The following is a 22,462-nucleotide window of genomic DNA, read 5'->3' as shown; positions in this document are numbered from 1 at the left end:
CCAATATTCTAATGTTCTGTTTCCTTCACCTTCTTTATATGCATGTTCAGACGATACCTCTTTAAACTGAACAATTTCAACTCTAATAGTTTCTATAAGAAATTGATATTCATCTTTACTATTTGTAATGATACTTAAATTGCCAACTTTTGGTAAATCCTCATTTTCCATTTCATAAAATTTATACAGTGAAGATGTGGCGGTTTTTATTCCATGAGATATTAAATATAACAGTTCCTCTTCAATACTCTCATCAAAACTCCAAATAGACTCATCACTAACATTTAATTGATTTTCTTTAATGTATTTTTCAATTTGCTCTCTCATGTTCATTATTATCTTCCTTACAAATTCTAATTTACCTTATTCTTCCCCGTCCATACCGTTGACATAACCTACCAAAATATCTAAAGTGTTAAGCAATTTTCTTAATTTCCGCAAGCGAAGCTAAGAGGAAATTATTGAAAATGCTTACCTACTTGGTGCTACAACCTTTCCATAATATTTATAGTGTTGCTGCAAGCAAGTATTTAGAAAACATTTCTGATAACTAATTTCAAAATTTCCAGACTCTTATTGTTGAATCTAAAAATCATACACCTATTAATTTTAAGCCTTTCAAAGTCTGGTTACTCATTTTCTCTTGTCATCAATACAACGCTCTCCAAGTGTCCACTTCTTGCAAACATATCAACTGCGGCCACTCTCTCTACCTTATACACCTCACTCATCAAGGCGATGTCTCTGGCTAGGCTTGCGTGGTTACAGCTGATGTATACAATCTTTTCTATGCCGCTCGCATTTAGCATATCGACTACTTTTTTGTCTAGGCCCTTTCTCGGCGGGTCGACGATGACTGCGTCGTATCTTTTTTCTTTCAATACTCTATTTATCGCGTCTTCGGCCTTGGCGTGTATGAATTTTGCGTTTTTTATGCCATTGCCGGCTGCGTTTTCGTCTGCGCTTTTAACTGAGGCTTCTACGACTTCGACTGCTGTTACTGATTTTGCTTCTTTGGCGGCGCATAAGCTTATTGTGCCTATGCCTGAGTATAGCTCAAGGACGTCCATCTCTGCTGCGTCTCCTAGGTACTCTAGTGCTTTTTTATATAAAACGTCCATCATCTCTAAGTTCACTTGCAAAAATGTTTGCGGATAGATCTTAAAATCAAGTCCCAAGATATTTACGCTTAAAAAGTCGTCACCATATAGCTTAGTAAATTTTCTTCCGTAAAGCACTTTATCTGATTTATCGTTTATGTTTAGATAAATGGATTTGACTCTACTCATGTCTATGGCTGCTTTTAATTTTTCAATATCGATAATAATTTCATCGTGCGATACAAAGGTAATCATCAGCTCATCTTTTTCGTTATTTCTAAAGACTATGTCCTTGATATCGCCTTTCTTTGCCTTCCAATCGTAGCCTTTATAATTTTCTTTTACAAATTTTCTAAGTCCTTTGTAAACCGAAAGCGCTTCCTTATTCATGTAGAGCATCTCTTCTGAGTCGACTACTGTATTTGTGCCTTCTTCAAAATATCCGATATTAACAAAACCATTTGCCCCACGAGCGACTTTGACCTGTGTGTTGTCCCTGTAGTGAGTTAAAGTCTTTGCCATATATTCTTCTACGTCCACGTCAAGCCCAGCCATCTTCTTAAGATTCATCTTAAGTCCATTAACTTTCCACTCAAATTCTTTTTCATAAGAAAGAGAGGATAAGATCGCCTCATCACTTGCTCCGTCCACGCGAAACTCCGATGGCGAGAATATATCCAAGACATCTGCCTCGATAAAGCTCTTCTTTTTCACTTCGTTTGTGATTGTGACTGTATCGCCAAGCACGGCTCCTTTAATAAAATAGACCAGTCCCTCGGACTTAGCAACGCCCCTTAGCTGACTGGTCATATCTTCAATGTAAAACTCTTTCATTAGATTGAACTTCTTAAATTGATTGTGTTGTCTATGATGGAAAGGTCTATGACTTTGCAGTCGTCGATGACGCGCTCGTTGTAATCGGGTGTTTTCTCGATATTTAAAAATTTGTTAATGGTTCCGATTGCTTCTTCAATTATGATAAGTCCGTCTTGGTCAAGTCCTTTGCCTTTTTCCAAAATAATTGTCTTAAATGGTGTTTCATTCGGCTTAACTGAGCCTGATAGTGGATGTGTAAGTAGTTTATATCCTTCGTGAATTAGGTCTCTTGCCTTAAGTAAAACACCTGTATAATTATCGACTTTGTCTATGTAGATCATATCGAAGTCATCTTTGTATTTGTCTCTAACGTAGTCGTTGTTTGTAACTATGGTTCTTTTCATTTTAATTCTCCTCATTTATTCTTAAATTTTCTGCTAGCTCAGCTAGTTTTTTAAGTCTATGGTTTACGCCTGATTTGCCAAGCTCTGGCTCCATAAGCCTTCCAAGCTCTGCAAGTGATGCGTCTCTGTTGTTCAGTCTAAGTATAGCGAGTTCTTTTAAATCAGCATCTAGTGCATCTAGGCCTATCATTTCGTCGATGTACTCTATATCAGCTACTTGCCTTGTCGATGCATCGACTGTTTTCTGTATATTGGCTGTTTCGCAGTTGGTCCGTCTGTTCGCATTATTTCTAACGTCCTTAACTACCCTGATATTCTCAAAGCTAAGCACTGCTCTCATCGCGCCTATAACTGTGAGAAAATCTGAAATTTCCTCGGCGCCTTTTAGGTAAGTGATGTAGTTACCTTTACGCATAACGTACTTCGCCCCAAGACCGTAGACGTTCATCAAGTCCTTGACCTCGTTTGCCTCGAACTCGCTTTCGAAGAGCATTTCGAGATGGTAGCCGCGCTCTGGATTAGTGATGGAGCCGACTGCCAAAAAGGCCGCTCTTAAGTAGCTCCTCCTCATATCGTCCGATTCTTTGATGGCTCTCGGCACTTTGTTCACGTCCAAAAAACCTTCCATGCGCGTGTCTTTAAACATCTGCATAACTATATCCGTATCGTTTAGGACGATTGTGTAGATGTTCATCTTTTTTAGCTGCGTCATCTTTGAGATACCTACATCAAGGTCTGTATCGTATAAATTTCTGATTACTGTAAAAATTCGTCTCGCGAGAGCCGCTTTTTGCACTCTGAATGAAACAGCGACTTTCCCTGATATAAAGCTAATGGATGAGACATATCTCACGTATGCCATAAGCTCAGCAAGGGAAGTGTCTTCGTCTGTGATCATCAGCTTAGCCGCTTCGTCCTTAGCTTTTTGTGAAAAACTCATTACTTCTCCTCATTCTTCTCTCTGTCGTACTCTTCTATAGCTTTTCTGATTATTTCTCTTTCTTGGCTGTATTTCATAAGCTTGATCGCTTCATCTCTTTCGTAAAACTTTGCCGTTTTAAAGCCTTCCATGCTCTGAGGCTTAGTGTGAGTGTCCTTTGTAGACATCAAAAAGAAATGCACTGTCTTATCAATCCTTATGTTTCTTACCTTGTTAATGAAAGAATATTCAATCTTGCCTAAATATTTTTTAATCTCGCCAGTGATTCCACTTTCTTCCTTTACCTCGCGAAGCGCAGCCTCTTGAATGCTTTCGCCACGCTCTATCCTGCCCTTTGGTAAAACGTAGTCGCCGTTGTACTTTTTCAAAAGTAGTATTAAATTGTTATTGATAATTACGCCTCCTGAGCTAAGTACCCTCACCTAAATCACCTGAACAATCTTAAAAATTTTTCTTCCTCATCTGAAATATTGTCTTGACTGAGTAAATATTCCTTCTTGATAAGTATCTCTTCTAGTTTCAGCCTGCCCTTCTTTGTTAGAGCCACGCTGTAATCAGAGTCTTCTTTCTCTATATATCCCTTTTTTAATAGCACTTCATAGGAACTGGTTAATTTTTCCTCGACAAGCTTGTCAGCCTCGTCCACGCCTAAGTAGCTAGCAATTTTATCCTCTTTTATGTCATAAAATTGATAAATTAAATAAATGTACTCATCTATGTCATTTATGTCAAAAGTTTTGCCTCTTTTTTCTTTTTCTTCGTATTTTTTCTTTATTCTAAATTTATTTCTAAATCTTTGGTTCTTTGTCATTAAAAATCCGACTATTATAAATGCAAGTAGTGCCACAGCTATAAGCCCCTTAAGAACTATCTCCGAAATGCCAGGCCTGTCAATGCGTGTAATTTGCGTCCTCATAAGCTCATCGTTTCGATAGTCTTCGTAGTCCATGTCCTCATAAGGCGCGTTCACAAACTCATTCTTCGGATACTTAATGCCTATAGCTATGTCAATAGGCTCGTCAATATCGTAAAGGCCAGTCTTACCATTGTCAAAAGTAGCGTTAAGACCCTTGGAAGTAAATAGTTCATATACCGGCTCGTCATAATAAACGCTATCGTAGGCTATGTCAATGGAGTTGATATGCGTGTTAAAAGCTCTATATAGACCAAAAACAAATCCGTCCGCTCTTTTAAATGCCTTTGGAAGGCCCTTGATCTTGTATGAAACTTCTTTGTCGCCGCCGTTAAAGTCAAAGATGTACTTTGTTCCCGACTCAAAACTATCTCTAAGGCTCTTTCCTTCTACATCGTAGACTTCAGCGCCCTTTGGTACATCGATTGCAAATTTAAAACTTGTGTGCTCCGTCTCGATCTTGACGTCTACATACATCGCGTCCTCCATGAGATTCATCTTGTAAGTCATTTTATTTTCGCTCTTTGCAAAAGCATTAAATCCTGTCAAAACTATTAGCATGACAGAAAAAATTATTAAGAACTTAAATTTCTTCATTTGACTCTCCTCCTAGTACTCTAAACATATTTATACCCATTTACTCCATAAAAGCTAACAAATTCGCGTCCTTTTTTAAATTTAATTTATTAAAGTCATCTTCATTCATAGTGACTAGGCAAATGGCGGATGGCCCGCCCGATTTATGATAATCAAAATCATGATTTACTATGCGCGCTCTTAAACCTGAGTGTGACTCGATCTCAGCTATTTCATGTGCCGCACCTTTTGAGCCGATGGGAACGATGTCATGAATATAGTTTTGCTCCTTCAAATATATATAATCGCTCATGCTCATGGCTCTGTCACGATGCTTTATAAGCTCCTCGCCGACAAGTGCCTGACCGATGGCGTAGACCCGATCGCCTTTTTGCGCCTTGCGTATATCTATCCCCCTAGCCAAAACTGTAACGCCTATCCCAGTCATATTTGTTAAAAAATTTTCTTCGCTTGAACCAGTAAAAGCATTTTCACTCGTCATGCCCGCTTCACTCATCGCTCTTTTTATGCCGCGAATAATTTTTTCGCCATAGGGCTCTCTTTCGTTACAAAGCGTGTCAATCAAGACCATGGGCGTGCTTCTTGCGCATATCGCCTCAACTATTGGCACAAAAGCTGCATAATATGAAACCATTTCAATGTTTGCAAAAACTTCGTCACATGGCTTCTCGCCTATGCCCCCAGCGCTATCACAAGCAAGAACTAAATTCATTTCATCTAAAATTATTAAATCTCTAAATTTTTTCATACGGCCTCCATTACATATTTTTAATAAATATGTTATAATATATATTATATCACAAGAAGAGTGTATTTAATACTTTATTTACTAAGGAGGGCAAAATGAATTTTGAAGATAAATTAAAAAATTATGCGAAAGTTGTTATCGAAAGGGGCATAAACGTACAAAAAGGCATGCCGCTAGTTATAAATACTTCGACCCAAGCGATGGACTTCGTAAGACAACTAACTGAACTTGCCTACGATAGAGGCGCAAGTGAAGTAATTGTAAGGATTCACGACGACGAATGTGACAGAATGAGCGCGATGATGATGAGTGAAGAGGCGATAAAGCACGCACCTGAGTGGAAGCTTGATATGATGCTTGATTTTGCAGAGAGAAAAGCAGGCTTTTTATCAGTAATCGCACCAAATCCGTCTCTAATGAAGGACGTCTCTCCTGAAAGACTTATGCTTATGCGCAGCGTGAACGCAAATCTGATGAAACCTTTCCAAAAATACACTATGAACGACATAAATCCATGGTGTGTCGTAGCAGTGCCATCAAAGGCTTGGGCAGATAAAGTTTTACCAGACGTATCTGAAGACAAGCGTATATCAGAGCTTTGGGATTTAATATTTAAGATAGTTAGAGTAGATGGCTCTGATCCAGACAAGGCTTGGAACGATTTCGAAAACACTATACAAGAAAAAGCTAAGTACTTAAACGAAATGCAATTCGAAAAACTTCATTACAGATCAAAATTAGGTACTGATTTAACTATAGAGATGCCAAAAAATCATCTATGGATAGGCGGCTCATCCATGAGCGAGACAGGCGTTCGCTTCACAGCCAATATCCCGACAGAAGAAATTTTCTCCGCTCCTAAAAGAGATGGGGTGAGTGGCATAGTTTATGCGACAAAACCATTATCACTATCAGGTAAACTTGTTGAAAACTTTTCACTAAGATTTGAGCATGGTAAATGCGTAGAAGTAAAAGCAGAGAAAAATCAAAAATTATTAGAGGATTTAATCGCGACAGATGAAAACGCTTGTATGCTAGGCGAAGTAGCCCTTGTGCAAAACGACTCACCTATTAGCAATAGTAAAAAATTATTTTACTCAACACTTTTCGACGAGAACGCATCGTGCCACCTAGCTTTTGGAGCTGCTTACCCAACTTGCGTCCAAGGCGGCGCTGCCATGAGCGAAGAAGAATTACTTAAAAATGGTATAAATGATAGCAAAATTCATGTCGATTTTATGATTGGTGATGAAACAACAGAGATAATTGGGTATAAAGATAATAAAGAATACAAAATATTTGAAAAAGGCAATTGGGCCTTTTAAGGAGGAATAATTATGAACGAAAATTTTGTATACGATGAATTTAATCCTAAGATGAAAGGCGGCAGAGCAAGCGGCATCACAGAGATTTTCCAAGCAACAAACAGCTATATCAAAAACAATATCAAGGCGCTTCTTTGCTTTGCACTAGTTTACATCGTGCTTATAGGCGGATTTCTAGCCTTAAACGTTGGATCCATAATGCAAATTTCATCAGAGGCATTAAATATCCAAATGAGAAAGAATAATCAAATCGATGCAAATATCAGTGGTCTAGAAGATTTCACAAACGAGCTAGATGACGCAGAAAGCTTTGATGACGTTATGGGCAGCATCAAGAATTTTAAAGATGGCGGCGGCTTAAACGATAAAGACCTAAACGCTTTCATGAATATCACAAGAACATCAACACTTATGATACTAAGCTTCTTAATCATGGGCATAGCAATTCAATTAATCGCCATCGCCTTCGTTACACACGTTAACAAGTGGATATTCAAGATGAATAGAGTTGTAAAAGACGTAACAGAGTCCGTATTCATCAAATTTATTAAAGGTATAGCAATAACAATAATCTTTGGACTAATATCTGGCGCGACAGCCATAATCTTTGGTATAATCAGCGCTATGACAGGCTCTTATGATGCCATAGTCATAATCATGACACTAGTTTTAGCACTAGTAAACTTCTACATCGGCCTAGCAGGAGCCTTCGCCTACTACTTAGTTACAACAAACAAGTACATCGGCATAGGTACATGCATCAGCGCAGCCTTTGGCATAGTCAATAGATTTATACTCAACTGGATAGGCAAAATGCTAATTATTTATATAGGCACTTTTGTAGTAGGAGGCTTCGCAACACTAGTTATAGCCTTTATTGCAACAGGACTAAGAGCGCCATGGGTATTTGCACTAGCAGCCATCCCTTGGATATGCGCTACGCTTTATTCAACAGTCTACTCACAAATGGCGATGTGCGACTACACAAACCAATACGAGTTTAGAACAGGAAGAGTAGTCAGAGACTACGACTACTACGACATATACGAAGATGACGGATACGACTACACAGACAAACCAAGACGCTACCAAGACGACGAAGCAAGAAGCGTAGATGATTTTTATAATAACTTGGATAGATAAATTTAATTAAATTGATTAAAATTAAAAATATTGATTGAATTAGAAAATAGTTTTGAAAATATTTTAAGCGCATCGGGTGATGCGCTTTTATTGTGAAGGAAAGAAATAATAGGCTATGAAAAATCATAGCCTATAAATAGAATAATAATGTATTAATAGTATGATATAGCACATAACGTTTGTTAAATACAATTGTTAAAAATTAACTAATTTAGGATTATATAATACTGAAACACCACCAGTTTCTTCCACTCCTAAAATAAAATCTACAAGTTTTTCCGAATCCTTTGATTGTTTAGAATGTTTGTTTGATGGTATTCCAATTCCATAGTATATCTTATCAACAGTATAATCTGATAATAGGTTCTCTATTGATTTTGAATACTCATTTTCATTAATTAAAAAATTAATTTTTTTATAATCAGAATAGCAAAATCTATTTTTATTTTCTAAAAACACACAAATATTGTCTCTGACCGCTACAATATCAACATTTATTGAATCTTTATTTTTTTCAGAACTTTTATTATTTGGATGTAGCAGTATTCCAGTACCGCTTTGCGGAAAATCAAAACATACTATTTGCCAATTTCGTTTTATCAGCCAATTCAATAAAGTTTTTGTAACATTTTCTTCTGTCATTAAGCATCCCTCCATAAAGAGCCATCAGGAAAAAGAATCGCATCTGCAAAGTAGGAATAAACTCTAATATGTTTAACCTTAGAATATGTTGAACCATACCTAGCTTGCATAAAATATCTAGGTATATCTTTGCTCTTCAAATCATTATAATTTTTAGTCAATAAATTTAATCTGGAACTACTTTGTACTGCCGAAAAAAAATCTTTAATGCTTGAATTCTTATCATTTGTTATGCTTATAGTTTGATTCTTCTCATCGACATTGATTAACCCCCATACCATAATAAGGTTCTTTTTTCTGTCTTCATAAGTCATTCCCTCTCTGCATACCATATAGTCTATCGCAGAAAGACAGCCTGGATATGGATCCCCTCTAAATGCAGCATTTACCTGATATAAACACGATACCTCTCGATTTCTTAATAATTCTCCAATTTTATAGCCATTAGTTTCATATTTGGATAAATAATTTATTAGATACAAAGTTGGTATTTCTACTACAGCTGACATAGGAGACATGTTTTCTAAAAGTTTGTTTTCAATTTTTTTATTATATTCCTTATTCATAAACCTGCGTTGCTTGCGTATAACTAACTTTTTTAAAAGATCTTTACGGGCTGCAATAACACCTTTTTTCTCTGTTTCCTCAATTATTTCATTTAAAGCTTCAAACATATTAATCATACTGTCTGCTGATGAGTCAGGACATCCTGTGTATTTTATTATATTAGAATCAAAACATAGCCCTCTGCTTTTTATATGTGGCGCACTTTTAACATTATCACGATATTTATTAATATCATCTGTAGGGAAGTAATATAATAGTGCTGGTATATTATAAACACTCATTACCGATTCAAGAGCATTAAATATCAAAGGATTTATCATATCCCATTTCTCAGATACTTTCGTTCTAGATATTATTTTCGCTTCTGGATAAATATATATAGTAGGCACATTATTTTCTACAGAAGCAGCTAATCTAGCAAATCTTTGAAAAACATTGTGCCCAGTACCAGCTTCAGTAGTTACTTCTATAGAAAAAACTGGCTCATCATCTTTTTCAACTATTAAATCAGGTGCATCTAAATATAAAATCTTTCTAATATGATCTGGCATCTTGTGAAAATTGTTAGGATTATTAGCATCACTTTCATACATTTTTTTCTTTATAACATCTTTTTTAGCTAACAAAGTTTTATCAATAATAAAATCTACAAAACTCTCAGTACTATACCAAATTCTATACATATTCTATTCTCCTTTCATAGATTTAATCTCATCAGCAATTGGCTTAACAATATTATAAATTAAAAGCGGTGGCACAGCATTCCCTGTTTGAACACGCTCCTGTACAACTCCTCCCTCAAATATATAGCTATCTGGAAAACTTTGTATCCTAGCTCTTTCTCTAATCGATAAGCCTCTTGGCTGTGTTGGGTGTCCAAACTGAAACTGAGGTCTAATGCCTCCAGCTAGTTGAGTAGGGCTTGGTGCATCCATTCTTAGTCTTATTCTTTGTTTAAATTTAGTATACATAGGTTGACCTTGCAAAGTAGAAGCTATTTTGTCTATAGTTTGTTGTGTATGATTTGGTGCAACGTGATTATATACACGATCTAAATTTTTAATATCCTTTATAACCCCAAGACCTCGCATTAGCTTTTGATATTCATTTAAAGGCTCACATGCATAATTACTTGCTGATTCATTATTTCCTAACGGTGGCAAATCAGATATTGCTTCTTCAACAGTACGAAATTTTTCTTTATATCTTCCTTCTGGAAAAATATATGGGATACTCATTCCACAATCCTTTTGAATTCCGACAAAAATAAGTCTTTGTCGCATTTGTGGTACACCATAATTAGCAGCATTTACAAGATTTATGGAAACTACATATCCAAGATTTTCCATACTCTCTTTTATTGCCCGCTCAAAATGACCTGACGCAGTACTTCTCATACCTGACACATTTTCTAAGATTATACATGTTGGCATAAATTCTCTCACAAATTCCATATACTCAATAAATAAAAAATTTCTTTCATCATTATCGTTATGTTTTCTATTAGAGATTGAAAAACCTTGACATGGAACACCGCCAGTTATTAAATCAACATGTTCTATACCTTTTTTTTCTAAAAGCAATTTTACTTCTTTAGGATTTAAATTTTTAATATTTCCTAAACAAGCAATTCCATTAGGGTGGTTCCTACGCCACGTCTTAATTGCTGGTGCAAAGTGATCAACTGCAAATATAGACTGAAATCCGGCCCATGAACAGCCTACAGCAAAACCGCCCGCACCACAAAATAAATCTAACATCTTTAGCTTATCAGGCTCCGCAACAAAATTATCAAGATTATAATATATGATTTCATCATCTTTTAAGTAAAGACTTTTTTGTACAGGAATTCTACTATCCCATATATCCCACAAGCATTCTTGCCTATTCACTTTCTTCCTCCATTCAACAAAAAACATTTTGGATTCAATCTAAAATTATTTAATCTTATTATATCATATTTTTAAGTTTAACTTAAATAAATTAAATAATTTTAATAAGCTGACTGAAAATTAAGGGGAAAGTTCCCCCTATTTTTCATTTTGCATATAAATAGACGAAGTGGCTATACTATAATTATGGTTTTGCAAATAACGTCTCTTTATGTTATAATAAGTACAACGAGAAAATATTTAAGGAGGAAGAAATGAGTAAATTTATAGCGGACAAAAGCTTTTTTGAATTATTTCCTGAGGCGAAGCTTGGGGTAATTCTAATTAAGAACATGGAAAATTCGGACGAAAGCCCGATTGAAGTAAAAAAGATGCTGCTTGATGCGAATGATGAGGCTGAAAAATATCTTGTAGCTGGACAGCTTAGTGAGAATAAAGAGGTAGCTGTTTGGAGAGAGGCTTACAAGAAGTTTAAGACTAAAAAAGGCGCAAGATGCTCGATTGAAGCGCTTTTAAAGAGACTTTCTAAGGGCAACATCGTTGGCTCGATCAATACTTTAGTTGACATCTATAACGCTGCATCGCTTAAGTTTGCGCTTCCATGCGGTGCTGAAGACTCTGACAAGTTCGTTGGCGATTTAAAATTAACTATCACTGAGGGCGGCGATGAATTTCAAGCTATAGGTGAGGATCCGTCTGAGACTTATGAGGGCGAACTTTGCTACAAGGACGACAAGGGTGCTATCTGCAGATGCTTTAACTGGCGTGATGGCATCAGAACCATGATTACAGAGGATACTGAGAACGCTTTCATGATTATGGAGCTAGTTGATCCGGATAGATATGATGCGCTTGAAGGTGCTCTTGAATTTTTGAAAGAAAACCTTACTAAGTACTTAAATGCTGATGTGGCAGTACACATATTAGATAAGGACAATCCAGAAGTATCATTAAATTAATAAATACATTTAATAATAAGAATGGGCATATGGTCTAGACCATATGCCCTTGTTTTGTTTTATTTTGTTTAATTTAATATATTAGTTTTACTGCTAGCTTATTTCTCTAAGAATTTTTTATAGGTCAAATCCATCATCGTCGCTCCAAGTGGTGCAGTAATAAGTATCGCAAGTGCTGCGACTGATAAAATTATCTTGCCGCTTTCAAGTCCCATAGCTAGTGGCACAGAGCCTATCGCTGCTTGCACTGTCGCTTTCGGTAGATAACTAAAAACTGTGAATAGTTTTTCCTTCTTATTAAGTCCAGTACCTGCGGTTGAGATGATTACCCCGACTGTTCTAAACGCAAGCGCTAAAAATATCATGACGACAGCCATGAGCCCAGCGTCTAGTGTGTAGCGTATGTCTACCTCGGCTCCAACAAGCACAAAAAGCATTATCTCGGCAGCTATCCAAAGCTTAGCGAATTTTGACGAAAGTCTCGAGGAAACGCTCTCCACACTCTTTATTCTGATGGTCATCGCCATGGTAACGACGGCTATAAGCGAGGAAATTGCGACTTTTCCCTTAAGTAGTCCCTCGGTTGCAACGAGTAAAAAGCTTAGTGCCATGATGATTAGAGCCTTCATGCTATTTCTTATTAGATGTTTTTTTGAAAATGATTTTTCAAAGACAAAGCTCGCCACAAGCCCAAAGACCGCGCCTATTGCAATGCCTAGAACTATGCTGATGGGTATCGCGGCGAATTTACTTAGGTCAACGCCTTTACCCATTGCCATGCCTAAAAAGCTTGTAAATAGAACAATTACGTAGATGTCGTCCATGGATGCACCCGCCATAATCATTTGCGGTATTGCTTTTTTCGTGCCGTAGCCCTCATCCATGAGCATGGACATACGAGGCACAACGACTGCAGGTGAGACTGCGCTTAGTACGGCGCCCATAAGCAAGGCGTCAATGGCACGAATTTTTAACAAAATGGGTGCAAGAAGTGCATAGCCCAAAATTTCGAAGGTCGCTGGCAAAAAACTTAGTAAAAGTGCTGGTCTGCTTGCTTTTTTTAAGTCGCTTAAGTCTAAGGATAGTCCTGCCTTGATCAGTATGATGAGTAGAGCGATTTGCCTTAGTTCAGCCGAAATCGATAGGATTTTTGGGTCTAAGAGGTTTAGTACGAAGGGACCTAAGAGAATCCCTGTAAATAGCATGCCGACTATGCGTGGCAGCTTGAGACGTTTTGAAACTTCTGCTAGTATTAAGCCTAATAATAATATAAATGCGAGTGATTGTATCATAAAAACTCCTTTCTTTTGCTATAAATTTGCGCCTGAAGCTTGTTCGTTTTTCGACAATGCTCGAGTACTTACGTGTACACTCCGCTTGTCTCAAAACTCCACATCGCTTCATCCATCAAATTTCTTAGCAAAAATATTTTCTTCTTACAATTATTTTCTTTTTATTATAATCTTCTAGAAGCCACAAAAAAAGCTGCTGCTCCTGTAAAAACAGAAGTCATCAGCTTATAGCGGTTTCATTTTGTGGGAGAACTTCATTCCCATGTATTTATTATATAATTATTTTAATTAATTTTATAGATTTTGTCAAGTGCTTTTAAATAATTTATTTAATTATTCATGTTACTGAGCCTAAGCACACTAAAGTTCTTAGGAAAAGAAGAACCCCGTCCATAACTGGGCGTGAACCTTTGCGCTATGATGGATAAGGCGAAGTACAGCGAGCGACCGACTGAGGTGTACATACAAGTACTCCGCAAGGAGGAAGCGAGCGAAACAAGCCTTAGGCGCAATTCGAACGCAAAATTTAATCAACGTAGACTTGAAAGCCCTTAGCCAACGGGTTCGTCGAATAATCAATCGTAAATTTCTCAATATAATCCATATTCTTGTTCACACAAATTTTAAAACCATCAACGTCCATGATTATGTCGTTTTCATCTGACTTATCCAAAGTCACGCCATAGATGGCGCCCCTTCAGGAGTAGTTTAAAACCCTGATGCGTAGGGCCTTTTCTGTATTTTCCTTAACGCCAAGCTCGTTAAGTCTTGCCGCTGCTTTATTTTTTATTTCTATTTTCATATCATCACCCGCCTATATATACCCAAAGCTATAAAATTTATCTATACTTTCAATGTTTTTATAAAGATTTATGAATGATATTGCCGTTTTAACGGAAAAACGTACTACTAAAGTATGAATTTTAAAAAAAGTACTTGACAAAATCGATTTAGCATGCTATACTATAACCAAGATAGATGGATAACATCTATTGAAAAAGAAAATTAGCTCCATCCCTTGACTTTATATAGATACGAAGCTAAATATTTTAGCAAGGAATGAATGACTTAAGTTTTACTATTTGAGAGCGAAAGCGGATCAAAGGTAAATAAAGTCTAATTAGATGAACCTCAAGCGGCGATGGCTGCAAGAGTGCTTGTTTAATCATATTCTCTTAATTCTTATATAAGAAGAATAAGATATTTATTAGTGGAGGTAATTTAGAAATAAAATTTAATATTTATGACGATGGTAGATGACATGTGTTAAAGGTCACGACTATGAAAAGACTTTTATTCATCTCTTAAGGGAGATTTACTTATCTTTTCAAGGTGAAAATTAAACAATGAAGTGCATATGGATGAATCTACAAAGTAAGATCGCTAAGAAAGGATGTATAAGATGTTCTTTTGAAGCACACGAACGAAAGGAAGTTGTTAAAGCGATGATTGAACCTAAAGGAAATCGTCAAGGGATGGATAGCTAGTATTTGATCTACTAGCTATTTTTATTTGTTAATTTCTTGTTAAAACTAGCCCTTGCGCTCATTCGCTTTTCATCAATGCTCGAGTACTTTTGTACACTCCGCTTGCCTCAAAGCTCCATTTCGCGCAATCATCTAGTTTTTCCTAAGAAATTATAATTATTATGAGACTATCTTTTTAAATATTAGCTTTTTTTGTGTTCAAACGCCAATCTCAGCATAGCGCAAAGGTTCTCGGCCATTTATGGGCGAGGTTCTTCATCGCTCTGCGAAAATTTTTTGATTACACCTCATTCGGGCGTTCGCTGTACTTCGCCTTATTCATCGTAGCGTAAAGGTTCTAGTACATTTCAATGTACTAGGTTCTTCTTCTGCTGAAAGAATTTATTTATTTTGATGTGGATCGATTAAATTTTAGCTTTTTTGATTACACTCCGCTTGCTTCAAAGCTCCATTTCGCCCAATCATCACGATGCGTAGCAGTAAGGTTCTCGGCCATTTATGGACGGGGTTCTTCTTTTCCTAAGAAATTATAATTATTATGAGAATATCTTTTTAAAATTTTAGTTTTTTTCGCATTTAATTTTTGAAAAATATTTTTGATTAAACTTCACTTGAGCAAAAAATCAAATACTAACACAAAAAAAGAGAGCATAGTGCCCTCTTTTATTGAGTATAATTGTTTAATTTATTTGCTTTTAGATTTTTTTGTTTACTCACATTTTCTCCAAACAATTTTGTAGGAAAATTTTAATAAACAGTTTTATCGGTCAATTTTGCAGAGCAAACGAGATAATTTTGCAGAGCGATTTGATGAGATTGGCGTTGTACAGAATTTTTTGGAGTGAGGTGTGCTAGAGCACTCCGCAGCGACAAAATAATTCGAAACTAGCCAAGATCGCAAATCGAATGCAAAAGTATTTATAAACCAAGATTTGGATCCACTTCAAAATCTAAATCCAACCCCTGCTTATTTTTCAAATATTCTAAATACCCTTGTGCAGCTATCATCGCGGCATTATCTGTGGTATAAACTGGCTTTGGATAATATAATTTAAAGCCATGTGCCTTCTCTTCCTTAGCTAGTGCCTCGCGTAGGGCCTTGTTGTTCGATACGCCGCCTGCTAATACTATCTTGTCATAGCCTAGCTCATCTCTTAAATCGACTGCCTTTTTCGCGAGTACATCAACTGCGGCTTTTTGGAAGGAGGCTGCAACGTCTGCTTTATTCACTTCTTGGCCTCTTTGCTCCTCATTATGCAGATAATTTAGCACGGCTGTTTTTAATCCCGAAAAACTAAAATTATAGTCGCCAGACTTCATCATAACTCGTGGAAGCTCGATAGCATCTGAATTTCCTTCCTTTGCCAGTTTTTCTATCTCTGGTCCGCCCGGATAAGGTAGTCCCAAGGCTCTGGCAACTTTGTCGAAGGATTCTCCTGCTGCGTCATCAAGTGTCCTTCCAACTAAGTCGTAGTCGTAGTAATCCTTCATATTGACAAGGTAGGTGTGTCCGCCTGAAACGACTAGCGAGACGAATGGCGGCTTTAGGCCCTCTGTCGTTATGTAATTTGCTGCGATGTGTCCCTTCATGTGATTGACTGGCACTATCGGCACGTCCAAGGACATTGCCAAGGCTTTTGCAAATGACACGCCAACAAGCAGGGCTCCGATCAGTCCCGGTCCCCTCGTTACAGAGATAAATTCGATCTCGGATAAGTCAGTTTTTGCCTCAGCTAGTGCCTCTTCCAAAACCCCTGAAATCGCTTCGATATGCATTCTTGACGCTATTTCAGGCACTACGCCCCCGAATTCTCTGTGCGTTGATATTTGCGTTGCTATGACATTTGACAAAACTTCTAAGTCGTCCAATATGGCGATCGATGTCTCATCGCATGAACTTTCTATCGCTAAATGTTTCACTTTCTCCTCCACATAAGCACTGCATCTTCACCATGGTAATAGTTTTTGCGAGTGCCTTCTCTTAAAAAATCGTATTTTTCGTATAAATTTATCGCTTTAAAATTGCTTTTTCGAACTTCTAAGGCAATGGCTTTGCCTTCGGCTTCTTCAATTGCATGGGCCAATAGTTTTGCTCCTATGCCTTGACCCCTCATATCTTCTGAGACCGCTATGTGCATCAGGTCTGCCTCGTCATACAAAATCTTGATGTCAACAAAGCCTTGCACAGCTCCCTCATCGCCTAGGTATACAAAGGCCTTGGAGCTTTCACTTTTTAGCTCGCTTTCCACGACGCCGACTGTCCATGGGTCATCGGTTTTTGATAAAATCTCATAAATTGCATTTAAGTCGCTAAGTTCAGCCCTTCTAATCACTTTTTATCTTCCTCGGCTTGCGACGACTTCATATAAATTGGTATCGCGCCATATCTATCTTCGGCTCTCATCTCATCGATGTGGTCTATGACGTAGTCAAGGACTTCTTTTGCGATGGGTTCGTTCTCTCTATAAACGCCTGCCACAACATTATCCCCAAACTTTTCCTTATATTTTCCATGGAAATCGCCCGGCATAATGATAGTGCCGCGAAGTCCATTCACAAGGCTAATAAGCTCATCCAAAGTGTATATGCGCTCCTCATTCACTAGCTCAAAAGAATTTTCGTAGCTATAAAGCGCCGCAAAGGCTCTATCGCGTCTCGCGTCAATCGCTGGAACGATGTATTTAAGACCCTTGTAGCGATAGCTCATCGCCTTAAGCGAAGATACTGTATAAATCGGCTTATCGTCCTTAAAGCTGAACGCCTTAATCATGGCGGCGGCTATCCTAAGTCCTGTGAATGAACCTGGTCCCTTCGAAACAGCAAAGGCATCAATCTCGTCCACTTTTAGACCAAAGATGTCTAAAATCTCCTTTGCCATCAGGGCAAGCTTTTCTGAGGCGCTTCTGTCGTATGAAACGTTGAACTCGCCTCTCACAACGCCGTCAACTGCAAGCGCCGCGCTTATATATCTACTTGAACTGTCTAAACTTAAAATCTTCATATAACCTCTAAAAATCAAAATTTGTTTCTAAAATTCGGCTCTCGCCGTCCTTAATTAGGCTTATCTTTTTTGCGTCTTTGAACTCATTTTCAATCGCTTCAGGCCACTCAATCAGGCTAATTGCGCCACTATCGTATAGGTAGTCATCAAGTCCTAGCGTATCTAGATCCATGGACTTTGTTAGTCTATATAGATCAAAATGATAAATCGCCATCTCCGGCGCCTTATACACGTTCATTATGGCGAAGGTCGGGCTTGTTACGTAAGCATCTGAACCAAGTGCCTTGACTATGGTCTTGGTGATGGTTGTCTTGCCGGCGCCCATTTCCCCTTTTAAAAGAATTATGTCGCCAATATTTATTTTCTTAGCTATATGCTCAGCGGCGCGCCTTGTATCATCAAGTGTTTTCAGTACTTCTCTCATGCTATGCCTCCCTCACGTGATCAAGGTAAGCGTAGATAAATTTGTCGATGTCGCCGTCAATGACTTTTTGTACATCAAAGTTCTCTACATCTGTCCTATGGTCCTTGACAAGCATGTACGGATTGAAGATGTAAGACCTAATTTGCGAGCCCCACGCAATTTGTGAGTAGTCGCCCGTAAGCTCATCTATGGTCTTTTTGCGCTCTTCTTCCTTGAGCTGAACAAGTTTGCCGTACAAAATACGTAGGGCAACCTCTTTATTTTGCTTTTGGCTTCTTTCGTTTTGGCAAGTCGCGACCACACCAGTTGGTATATGCGTGATACGAACCGCTGAATCAGTAGTGTTTACGGATTGACCGCCAGCGCCTTGTGAGCGGTAGTAGTCTATCTTTAAATCCTCTTCTTTTATATCTATCACAATATTTTCATCTATGTCAGGAAAGACGTCGACCGAGGCAAAACTTGTGTGCCTCTTCTTTTGCGCGTCGAATGGCGATATCCTAACAAGTCTGTGAACCCCGCGCTCTGCCTTTAAAAAACCATAAGCGTAGGCACCAAGAACCTTGAAATAAACGCTTCTTATGCCGCCTTCAGTATCCGCTAGATAATCGATGACCTCAAGTTTATACTCATGATCGGCTGCCCATCTCGTATACATGCGGTAGAGCATCTCCGCCCAATCTTGAGCGTCGGTGCCGCCAGTACCTGCGTGTATCGAGACGACCGCGCCATTCTTATCATATTCGCCATCTAGTAGCGTCCTGACTTTAAGTTCTTCGAGCGCATTGTCAATAGTTTCTGATAAATCATGTAGAGCCTTGTAATTATCGGGTCTTTCTTCTTCGTATAGCTCTATATAGACACTCATGTCCTCAAGATTTGAGCCTATCTCCTCATAAGTTCCTAGAGGCGTATTAATGTCTTTAAGCTCGTCTATAACTTTATCTGCGGCATCTTTATCGTCCCAGAATGACGGCTCAGCCATCTTTTTCTCAAGCTTATCCTTAGTCTCTTTTAGACTACGAACGTCAAAGATAGTCTCCTAACTTTATATATCTTTCATTAAAATCCGCGTAATCTTCTTTATACTCTTGTAAAGTCTTCATTACTCGTCCTTTCCGCAGCAGTTTTTGTATTTCTTGCCGCTTCCGCATGGGCAAGGATCGTTCCTGCCTATCTTTTTAGTTTTTCTAACGAATGGCTTCTTCTTTTCGCCAGCATTATCGCCTTCAAAACCTTCCTTTATATTCTTATTTTGTTCTTTTCTCTTAACCTTGCTTGGATCTTCAACGTGGAATAAAATTCTTAAAGTATCTTCCTTGATCGCTTCGTTCATCGCCTCGAACATGTCAAAGCCTTCAATTGCATAGGCTCTAGCAGGGTCCTCTTGCGCCATAGACCTAAGTCCAATACCTTGTTTCAACTGATCCATCGCATCGATGTGATCCATCCACTTGTCGTCAACAACTTGTAAAAGCACGATTCTTTCTACTTCTCTGAATTTTTCAGGAGTAAATTCCCTTTCCTTCGCCTCATATTTTTTTAATGCGTGCTCTGTAAGCATGTCTATAAGCTCGTCTTTGTGAACGTCCTTTATGTTTAGACCACTAATATCTTCCATGTCTATATCGAAAATGGCTTTAAGGTGCATAAATAAGCTCTTGAAGTCCCAGTCGCCACAGTCTTCTTTTTCGAAACACATTGTGTTAACAAAACTAGCTATGACATCCTTGATCATGGCAACGATATTGTCCCTAAAATCAGCGCCATCAAGAAGTTTCTTTCTTTCAGTATAGATAACTTCTCTTTGCTTGTTCATTACGTCATCGTATTTAAGTACGTGCTTTCTGATTCCGTAGTTATTTCCTTCGACCTTTCTTTGAGCTGACTCGATTAGCTTTGTCAATAGCGGTGATTTAATTGAATCACCCTCAGGCATATTCATCATGTCGATGGCGTTTTTAAATCTGTCTCCGCCAAATAGACGCATCAAATCGTCCTCAGCCGATATATAAAATGTTGATGAACCAGGGTCGCCTTGTCTACCAGCACGACCACGAAGTTGGTTGTCGATACGTCTTGACTCGTGTCTTTCAGTACCGATGATGTGTAGGCCGCCTGCTGCAATAACCTTAGCCTTTTCCTCTTGAAGTTCATCCTTGTATTGTTCAACAAAGTCTTCGTACTCTTTTCTATTCTTTAAAACTTCAGTATCCTTTGTATCCTCGTGAGAGTCAACTTGAGCCATCTCTTCTTCAGATAGACCCTTTCTTCTCATCGCTTGCTTCGCCATAAACTCAGGGTTACCGCCTAAGATGATGTCGGTACCACGGCCCGCCATGTTAGTCGCGATAGTAACTTGGCCCAAACGTCCAGCTTGAGCAACTATCTCAGCTTCTTTGTCGTGGAACTTCGCGTTTAAGACCTCATGCTTGATGCCAGTCTTTTTAAGTAGTTTCGATAGTTCTTCCGACTTTTCTATGGATATAGTTCCGACTAGAACCGGTTGACCCGTTTCGTGTCTAGCCTTGATATCATCAATAACTGCGCCGAATTTTTCGCCCTCAGTCCTATAAATCTCATCAGGATTATCTTGTCTTATAACCGGCTTGTTAGTCGGTATCTCAATAACGTCCATGTGGTAGATGTCTTGGAATTCCTCCTCTTCAGTCTTCGCAGTACCAGTCATACCCGAAAGTTTTTTGTACATTCTAAAGTAGTTTTGGAAAGTAATAGTCGCCAAAGTCTTCGACTCGCTCCTAACCTCAAGACCTTCCTTCGCCTCAATTGCTTGATGTAGACCATCCGAGTAGCGTCTACCAAACATCAAACGGCCAGTAAACTCGTCAACGATGATGATCTCGCCATCTTTCACAACGTAGTCCTTGTCCTTCTTCATAAGACTTCTAGCCTTCATCGCTTGATTGATATGATGGATTATCTCCATATTCTCAATATCAGAAAGGTTTTCGACCTTAAAAAATTCTTCCGCCTTCTTAGTACCAAGCTCTGTTAATAGCACAGTTCTTTCCTTTTCATTGACAATATAGTCCTTAGTCTCTTCCTCTTCTTCCTCTTGCTTAACAAATCTATCAAGCGGGTCAATCTTTTCATCAGGGTCTTGCACCCTAACCGATAGCCTTGAGACAAAAGTTTTGGCAAGCTCGTAAAGGTCAGTAGACTTATCGCCTTGACCAGAAATGATAAGTGGTGTTCTTGCCTCATCTATCAATATAGAGTCAACTTCGTCGACAATCGCGTAATTTAGCTCTCTTTGCACCATATTTTCCTTGTAGATAACCATGTTGTCCTTTAGGTAGTCAAAGCCAAATTCATTGTTAGTACCATAAGTTATGTCAGACGCGTAAGCCACTTTCCTCTCATCTTTAGGCATATCATGAATAATGCAGCCAACAGATAGACCAAGGAATTCAAAAATCTTGCCCATCCAGTCCCTGTCACGCTTTGCAAGGTAATCGTTTACAGTAACGATGTGTACGCCCTTGCCCTCAAGCGCATTAAGGTAGGCCGGCATAGTCTCAACCAAAGTTTTACCTTCACCAGTTTTCATCTCAGCGATGCGGCCTTGATGCAAAATGATGCCGCCTTCGACTTGCACCTTGTATGGCGTCATGCCTAGAACCCTCTTAGAAGCTTCCCTAACAGTTGCAAAAGCCTCAGGTAAAATGTCATCAAGCGTTTCGCCGCCCTTAAGTCTTTCCTTTAATTTATTAGTATTGTCCTTTAATTCTTCGTCAGATAGCTTAGAGTAAGAATCCTCCAAAGCCATAACTTCATCAACTTGTGATCTGTTCTTTTTAATAGCCCTATCAGATGTAGAGCCAAATATTTTTGAGAATAATCCCATATTTTCACCCTCTTTAAATTACTTCACCCTTTATTATACCTTATTTTTGATTAAAATACAAGAAATTTAATAATGATAATGGCTATGGCAATTTTATTTTTTACGTGGACGAGTGATATATAGTTTTTAATACTTCTCTTTCCATAGATTTAAAATACGTGAGTATTTTTGATCGAAAGAAGACTTTTGTAAAAATGTCTTCCTATTATATATAGGCATTTGATTTTTGAAAATGGTTTTGATTTTAACATACATCGAAAATTGTTTTCCTTCGCTTGCTACGTCTACGAAAACTGATAATTTCTAAGCTTACTCATCTGTGGTCTCATATTCGTTTCACTAGA

General features: G+C 38.1%; 21 protein-coding genes and 1 riboswitch. Of the genes, 3 read left to right on the top strand and 18 right to left on the bottom strand.

Annotated features, from left to right (window positions below; all coding sequences use genetic code 11):
- The 7 genes from AC2UOP_RS06775 to AC2UOP_RS06745 all read right to left on the bottom strand — a co-directional run.
- On the bottom strand, positions 1-333 hold a 333-nt coding region (locus AC2UOP_RS06775; RefSeq protein ID WP_484833104.1), incomplete at its 3' end, for an ASCH domain-containing protein.
- 296 nt (positions 334-629) lie between these two features.
- Positions 630-1,934: a 23S rRNA (uracil(1939)-C(5))-methyltransferase RlmD gene (rlmD, locus tag AC2UOP_RS06770; protein ID WP_484833103.1), complete on the bottom strand. Its 1,305-nt coding sequence runs from the start codon at positions 1,932-1,934 to the stop codon at positions 630-632.
- Entirely contained in the window at positions 1,934-2,320 is a 387-nt protein-coding gene (locus AC2UOP_RS06765) for a GrdX family protein (RefSeq protein ID WP_019214438.1), read from the bottom strand. Before AC2UOP_RS06765 ends, rlmD begins: the two co-directional genes overlap by 1 nt.
- A gap of 1 nt (position 2,321) precedes the next feature.
- Entirely contained in the window at positions 2,322-3,260 is a 939-nt protein-coding gene (whiA, locus tag AC2UOP_RS06760; protein ID WP_070600170.1) for a DNA-binding protein WhiA, read from the bottom strand.
- On the bottom strand, positions 3,260-3,682 hold the full coding sequence (locus tag AC2UOP_RS06755; RefSeq protein ID WP_019214436.1) for an NUDIX hydrolase: 423 nt from the start codon (positions 3,680-3,682) through the stop codon (positions 3,260-3,262). The genes whiA and AC2UOP_RS06755 overlap by 1 nt, the downstream gene beginning before the upstream one ends.
- Positions 3,683-3,687: 5 nt before the next feature.
- Positions 3,688-4,770 carry a hypothetical protein gene (locus AC2UOP_RS06750; RefSeq protein ID WP_484833102.1) on the bottom strand — a complete coding sequence of 361 codons (1,083 nt, stop codon included), beginning with the start codon at positions 4,768-4,770 and terminating at the stop codon, positions 3,688-3,690.
- A 40-nt stretch (positions 4,771-4,810) separates the two neighbouring features.
- Positions 4,811-5,518, bottom strand: coding sequence for a hypothetical protein (locus AC2UOP_RS06745; RefSeq protein WP_484833101.1), 708 nt, complete (start codon positions 5,516-5,518; stop codon positions 4,811-4,813).
- A gap of 95 nt (positions 5,519-5,613) precedes the next feature.
- Between AC2UOP_RS06745 and AC2UOP_RS06740 the strand changes: the two genes are divergently transcribed.
- Both AC2UOP_RS06740 and AC2UOP_RS06735 read left to right on the top strand, forming a co-directional pair.
- A complete protein-coding gene (locus tag AC2UOP_RS06740) occupies positions 5,614-6,843 on the top strand; it encodes an aminopeptidase (RefSeq protein ID WP_484833100.1) in 1,230 nt (409 codons plus the stop codon).
- Positions 6,844-6,855: 12 nt separating this feature from the next.
- A complete protein-coding gene (locus AC2UOP_RS06735) occupies positions 6,856-7,986 on the top strand; it encodes a voltage-gated chloride channel family protein (RefSeq protein ID WP_484833099.1) in 1,131 nt (376 codons plus the stop codon).
- 195 nt (positions 7,987-8,181) lie between these two features.
- Here the strand turns inward: AC2UOP_RS06735 and AC2UOP_RS06730 are convergent, their stop codons facing one another.
- The 3 genes from AC2UOP_RS06730 to AC2UOP_RS06720 are packed head-to-tail and all read right to left on the bottom strand — an operon-like array spanning position 8,182 to position 11,114.
- On the bottom strand, positions 8,182-8,628 hold the full coding sequence (locus tag AC2UOP_RS06730; protein WP_484833098.1) for a hypothetical protein: 447 nt from the start codon (positions 8,626-8,628) through the stop codon (positions 8,182-8,184).
- A complete protein-coding gene (locus tag AC2UOP_RS06725; RefSeq protein WP_484833097.1) occupies positions 8,628-9,878 on the bottom strand; it encodes a hypothetical protein in 1,251 nt (416 codons plus the stop codon). The genes AC2UOP_RS06730 and AC2UOP_RS06725 overlap by 1 nt, the downstream gene beginning before the upstream one ends.
- A gap of 3 nt (positions 9,879-9,881) precedes the next feature.
- Positions 9,882-11,114: a DNA cytosine methyltransferase gene (locus AC2UOP_RS06720; protein ID WP_484833096.1), complete on the bottom strand. Its 1,233-nt coding sequence runs from the start codon at positions 11,112-11,114 to the stop codon at positions 9,882-9,884.
- Positions 11,115-11,341: 227 nt separating this feature from the next.
- On the opposite strand from AC2UOP_RS06720, the gene AC2UOP_RS06715 reads away from it, so the two are divergent.
- The gene (locus AC2UOP_RS06715) at positions 11,342-12,046 is read left to right on the top strand and encodes a B3/B4 domain-containing protein (protein WP_484833095.1); all 705 of its coding nucleotides are present in this window, start codon (positions 11,342-11,344) and stop codon (positions 12,044-12,046) included.
- Between the two features lie 98 nt (positions 12,047-12,144).
- Here the strand turns inward: AC2UOP_RS06715 and AC2UOP_RS06710 are convergent, their stop codons facing one another.
- The 8 genes from AC2UOP_RS06710 to secA all read right to left on the bottom strand — a co-directional run bounded on the left by AC2UOP_RS06710 (position 12,145) and on the right by secA (position 22,118).
- Complete coding sequence (locus AC2UOP_RS06710) at positions 12,145-13,338, bottom strand: cation:proton antiporter (protein WP_484833094.1); 1,194 nt, start codon at positions 13,336-13,338, stop codon at positions 12,145-12,147.
- A gap of 204 nt (positions 13,339-13,542) precedes the next feature.
- A riboswitch (Fluoride riboswitch) is annotated at positions 13,543-13,609 on the bottom strand.
- A gap of 255 nt (positions 13,610-13,864) precedes the next feature.
- Positions 13,865-14,011 (bottom strand): hypothetical protein, encoded by a 147-nt coding sequence (locus AC2UOP_RS06705; RefSeq protein WP_480021397.1) that lies wholly within the window; start codon positions 14,009-14,011, stop codon positions 13,865-13,867.
- 1,732 nt (positions 14,012-15,743) lie between these two features.
- The gene (tsaD, locus tag AC2UOP_RS06700) at positions 15,744-16,757 is read right to left on the bottom strand and encodes a tRNA (adenosine(37)-N6)-threonylcarbamoyltransferase complex transferase subunit TsaD (RefSeq protein WP_484833093.1); all 1,014 of its coding nucleotides are present in this window, start codon (positions 16,755-16,757) and stop codon (positions 15,744-15,746) included.
- On the bottom strand, positions 16,742-17,158 hold the full coding sequence (gene rimI, locus AC2UOP_RS06695) for a ribosomal protein S18-alanine N-acetyltransferase (RefSeq protein ID WP_484833092.1): 417 nt from the start codon (positions 17,156-17,158) through the stop codon (positions 16,742-16,744). The genes tsaD and rimI overlap by 16 nt, the downstream gene beginning before the upstream one ends.
- On the bottom strand, positions 17,155-17,826 hold the full coding sequence (gene tsaB / locus AC2UOP_RS06690) for a tRNA (adenosine(37)-N6)-threonylcarbamoyltransferase complex dimerization subunit type 1 TsaB (protein ID WP_484833091.1): 672 nt from the start codon (positions 17,824-17,826) through the stop codon (positions 17,155-17,157). The genes rimI and tsaB overlap by 4 nt, the downstream gene beginning before the upstream one ends.
- Positions 17,827-17,833: 7 nt before the next feature.
- On the bottom strand, positions 17,834-18,250 hold the full coding sequence (tsaE, locus tag AC2UOP_RS06685; RefSeq protein WP_484833090.1) for a tRNA (adenosine(37)-N6)-threonylcarbamoyltransferase complex ATPase subunit type 1 TsaE: 417 nt from the start codon (positions 18,248-18,250) through the stop codon (positions 17,834-17,836).
- A 1-nt stretch (position 18,251) separates the two neighbouring features.
- A protein-coding gene (prfB, locus tag AC2UOP_RS06680; RefSeq protein WP_484833089.1) for a peptide chain release factor 2 occupies positions 18,252-19,356 on the bottom strand; the annotation gives its coding sequence in 2 pieces (ribosomal slippage) (positions 18,252-19,280 and positions 19,282-19,356; 1,104 coding nt in all).
- A complete protein-coding gene (gene secA / locus AC2UOP_RS06675; RefSeq protein ID WP_484833088.1) occupies positions 19,356-22,118 on the bottom strand; it encodes a preprotein translocase subunit SecA in 2,763 nt (920 codons plus the stop codon). Before secA ends, prfB begins: the two co-directional genes overlap by 1 nt.
- Positions 22,119-22,462 lie beyond the last annotated feature (344 nt).

Source organism: Fenollaria sp., assembly GCF_057222035.1.
The sequence above is the reverse complement of the archived record's forward strand: the minus strand, read 5'-3'. Positions and strand labels throughout refer to the sequence as shown.

Coding starts and splice junctions, on each gene's coding strand:
- AC2UOP_RS06710 (WP_484833094.1), bottom strand. CDS start 13,338: ATGATACAATCACTCGCATTTATATTATTATTAGGCTTAATACTAGCA.
- tsaB (WP_484833091.1), bottom strand. CDS start 17,826: ATGAAGATTTTAAGTTTAGACAGTTCAAGTAGATATATAAGCGCGGCG.
- whiA (WP_070600170.1), bottom strand. CDS start 3,260: ATGAGTTTTTCACAAAAAGCTAAGGACGAAGCGGCTAAGCTGATGATC.
- rlmD (WP_484833103.1), bottom strand. CDS start 1,934: ATGAAAGAGTTTTACATTGAAGATATGACCAGTCAGCTAAGGGGCGTT.
- AC2UOP_RS06750 (WP_484833102.1), bottom strand. CDS start 4,770: ATGAAGAAATTTAAGTTCTTAATAATTTTTTCTGTCATGCTAATAGTT.
- AC2UOP_RS06745 (WP_484833101.1), bottom strand. CDS start 5,518: ATGAAAAAATTTAGAGATTTAATAATTTTAGATGAAATGAATTTAGTT.
- secA (WP_484833088.1), bottom strand. CDS start 22,118: ATGGGATTATTCTCAAAAATATTTGGCTCTACATCTGATAGGGCTATT.
- AC2UOP_RS06765 (WP_019214438.1), bottom strand. CDS start 2,320: ATGAAAAGAACCATAGTTACAAACAACGACTACGTTAGAGACAAATAC.
- AC2UOP_RS06740 (WP_484833100.1), top strand. CDS start 5,614: ATGAATTTTGAAGATAAATTAAAAAATTATGCGAAAGTTGTTATCGAA.
- tsaE (WP_484833090.1), bottom strand. CDS start 18,250: ATGAGAGAAGTACTGAAAACACTTGATGATACAAGGCGCGCCGCTGAG.
- AC2UOP_RS06725 (WP_484833097.1), bottom strand. CDS start 9,878: ATGTATAGAATTTGGTATAGTACTGAGAGTTTTGTAGATTTTATTATT.
- AC2UOP_RS06720 (WP_484833096.1), bottom strand. CDS start 11,114: ATGTTTTTTGTTGAATGGAGGAAGAAAGTGAATAGGCAAGAATGCTTG.
- AC2UOP_RS06715 (WP_484833095.1), top strand. CDS start 11,342: ATGAGTAAATTTATAGCGGACAAAAGCTTTTTTGAATTATTTCCTGAG.
- AC2UOP_RS06735 (WP_484833099.1), top strand. CDS start 6,856: ATGAACGAAAATTTTGTATACGATGAATTTAATCCTAAGATGAAAGGC.
- AC2UOP_RS06730 (WP_484833098.1), bottom strand. CDS start 8,628: ATGACAGAAGAAAATGTTACAAAAACTTTATTGAATTGGCTGATAAAA.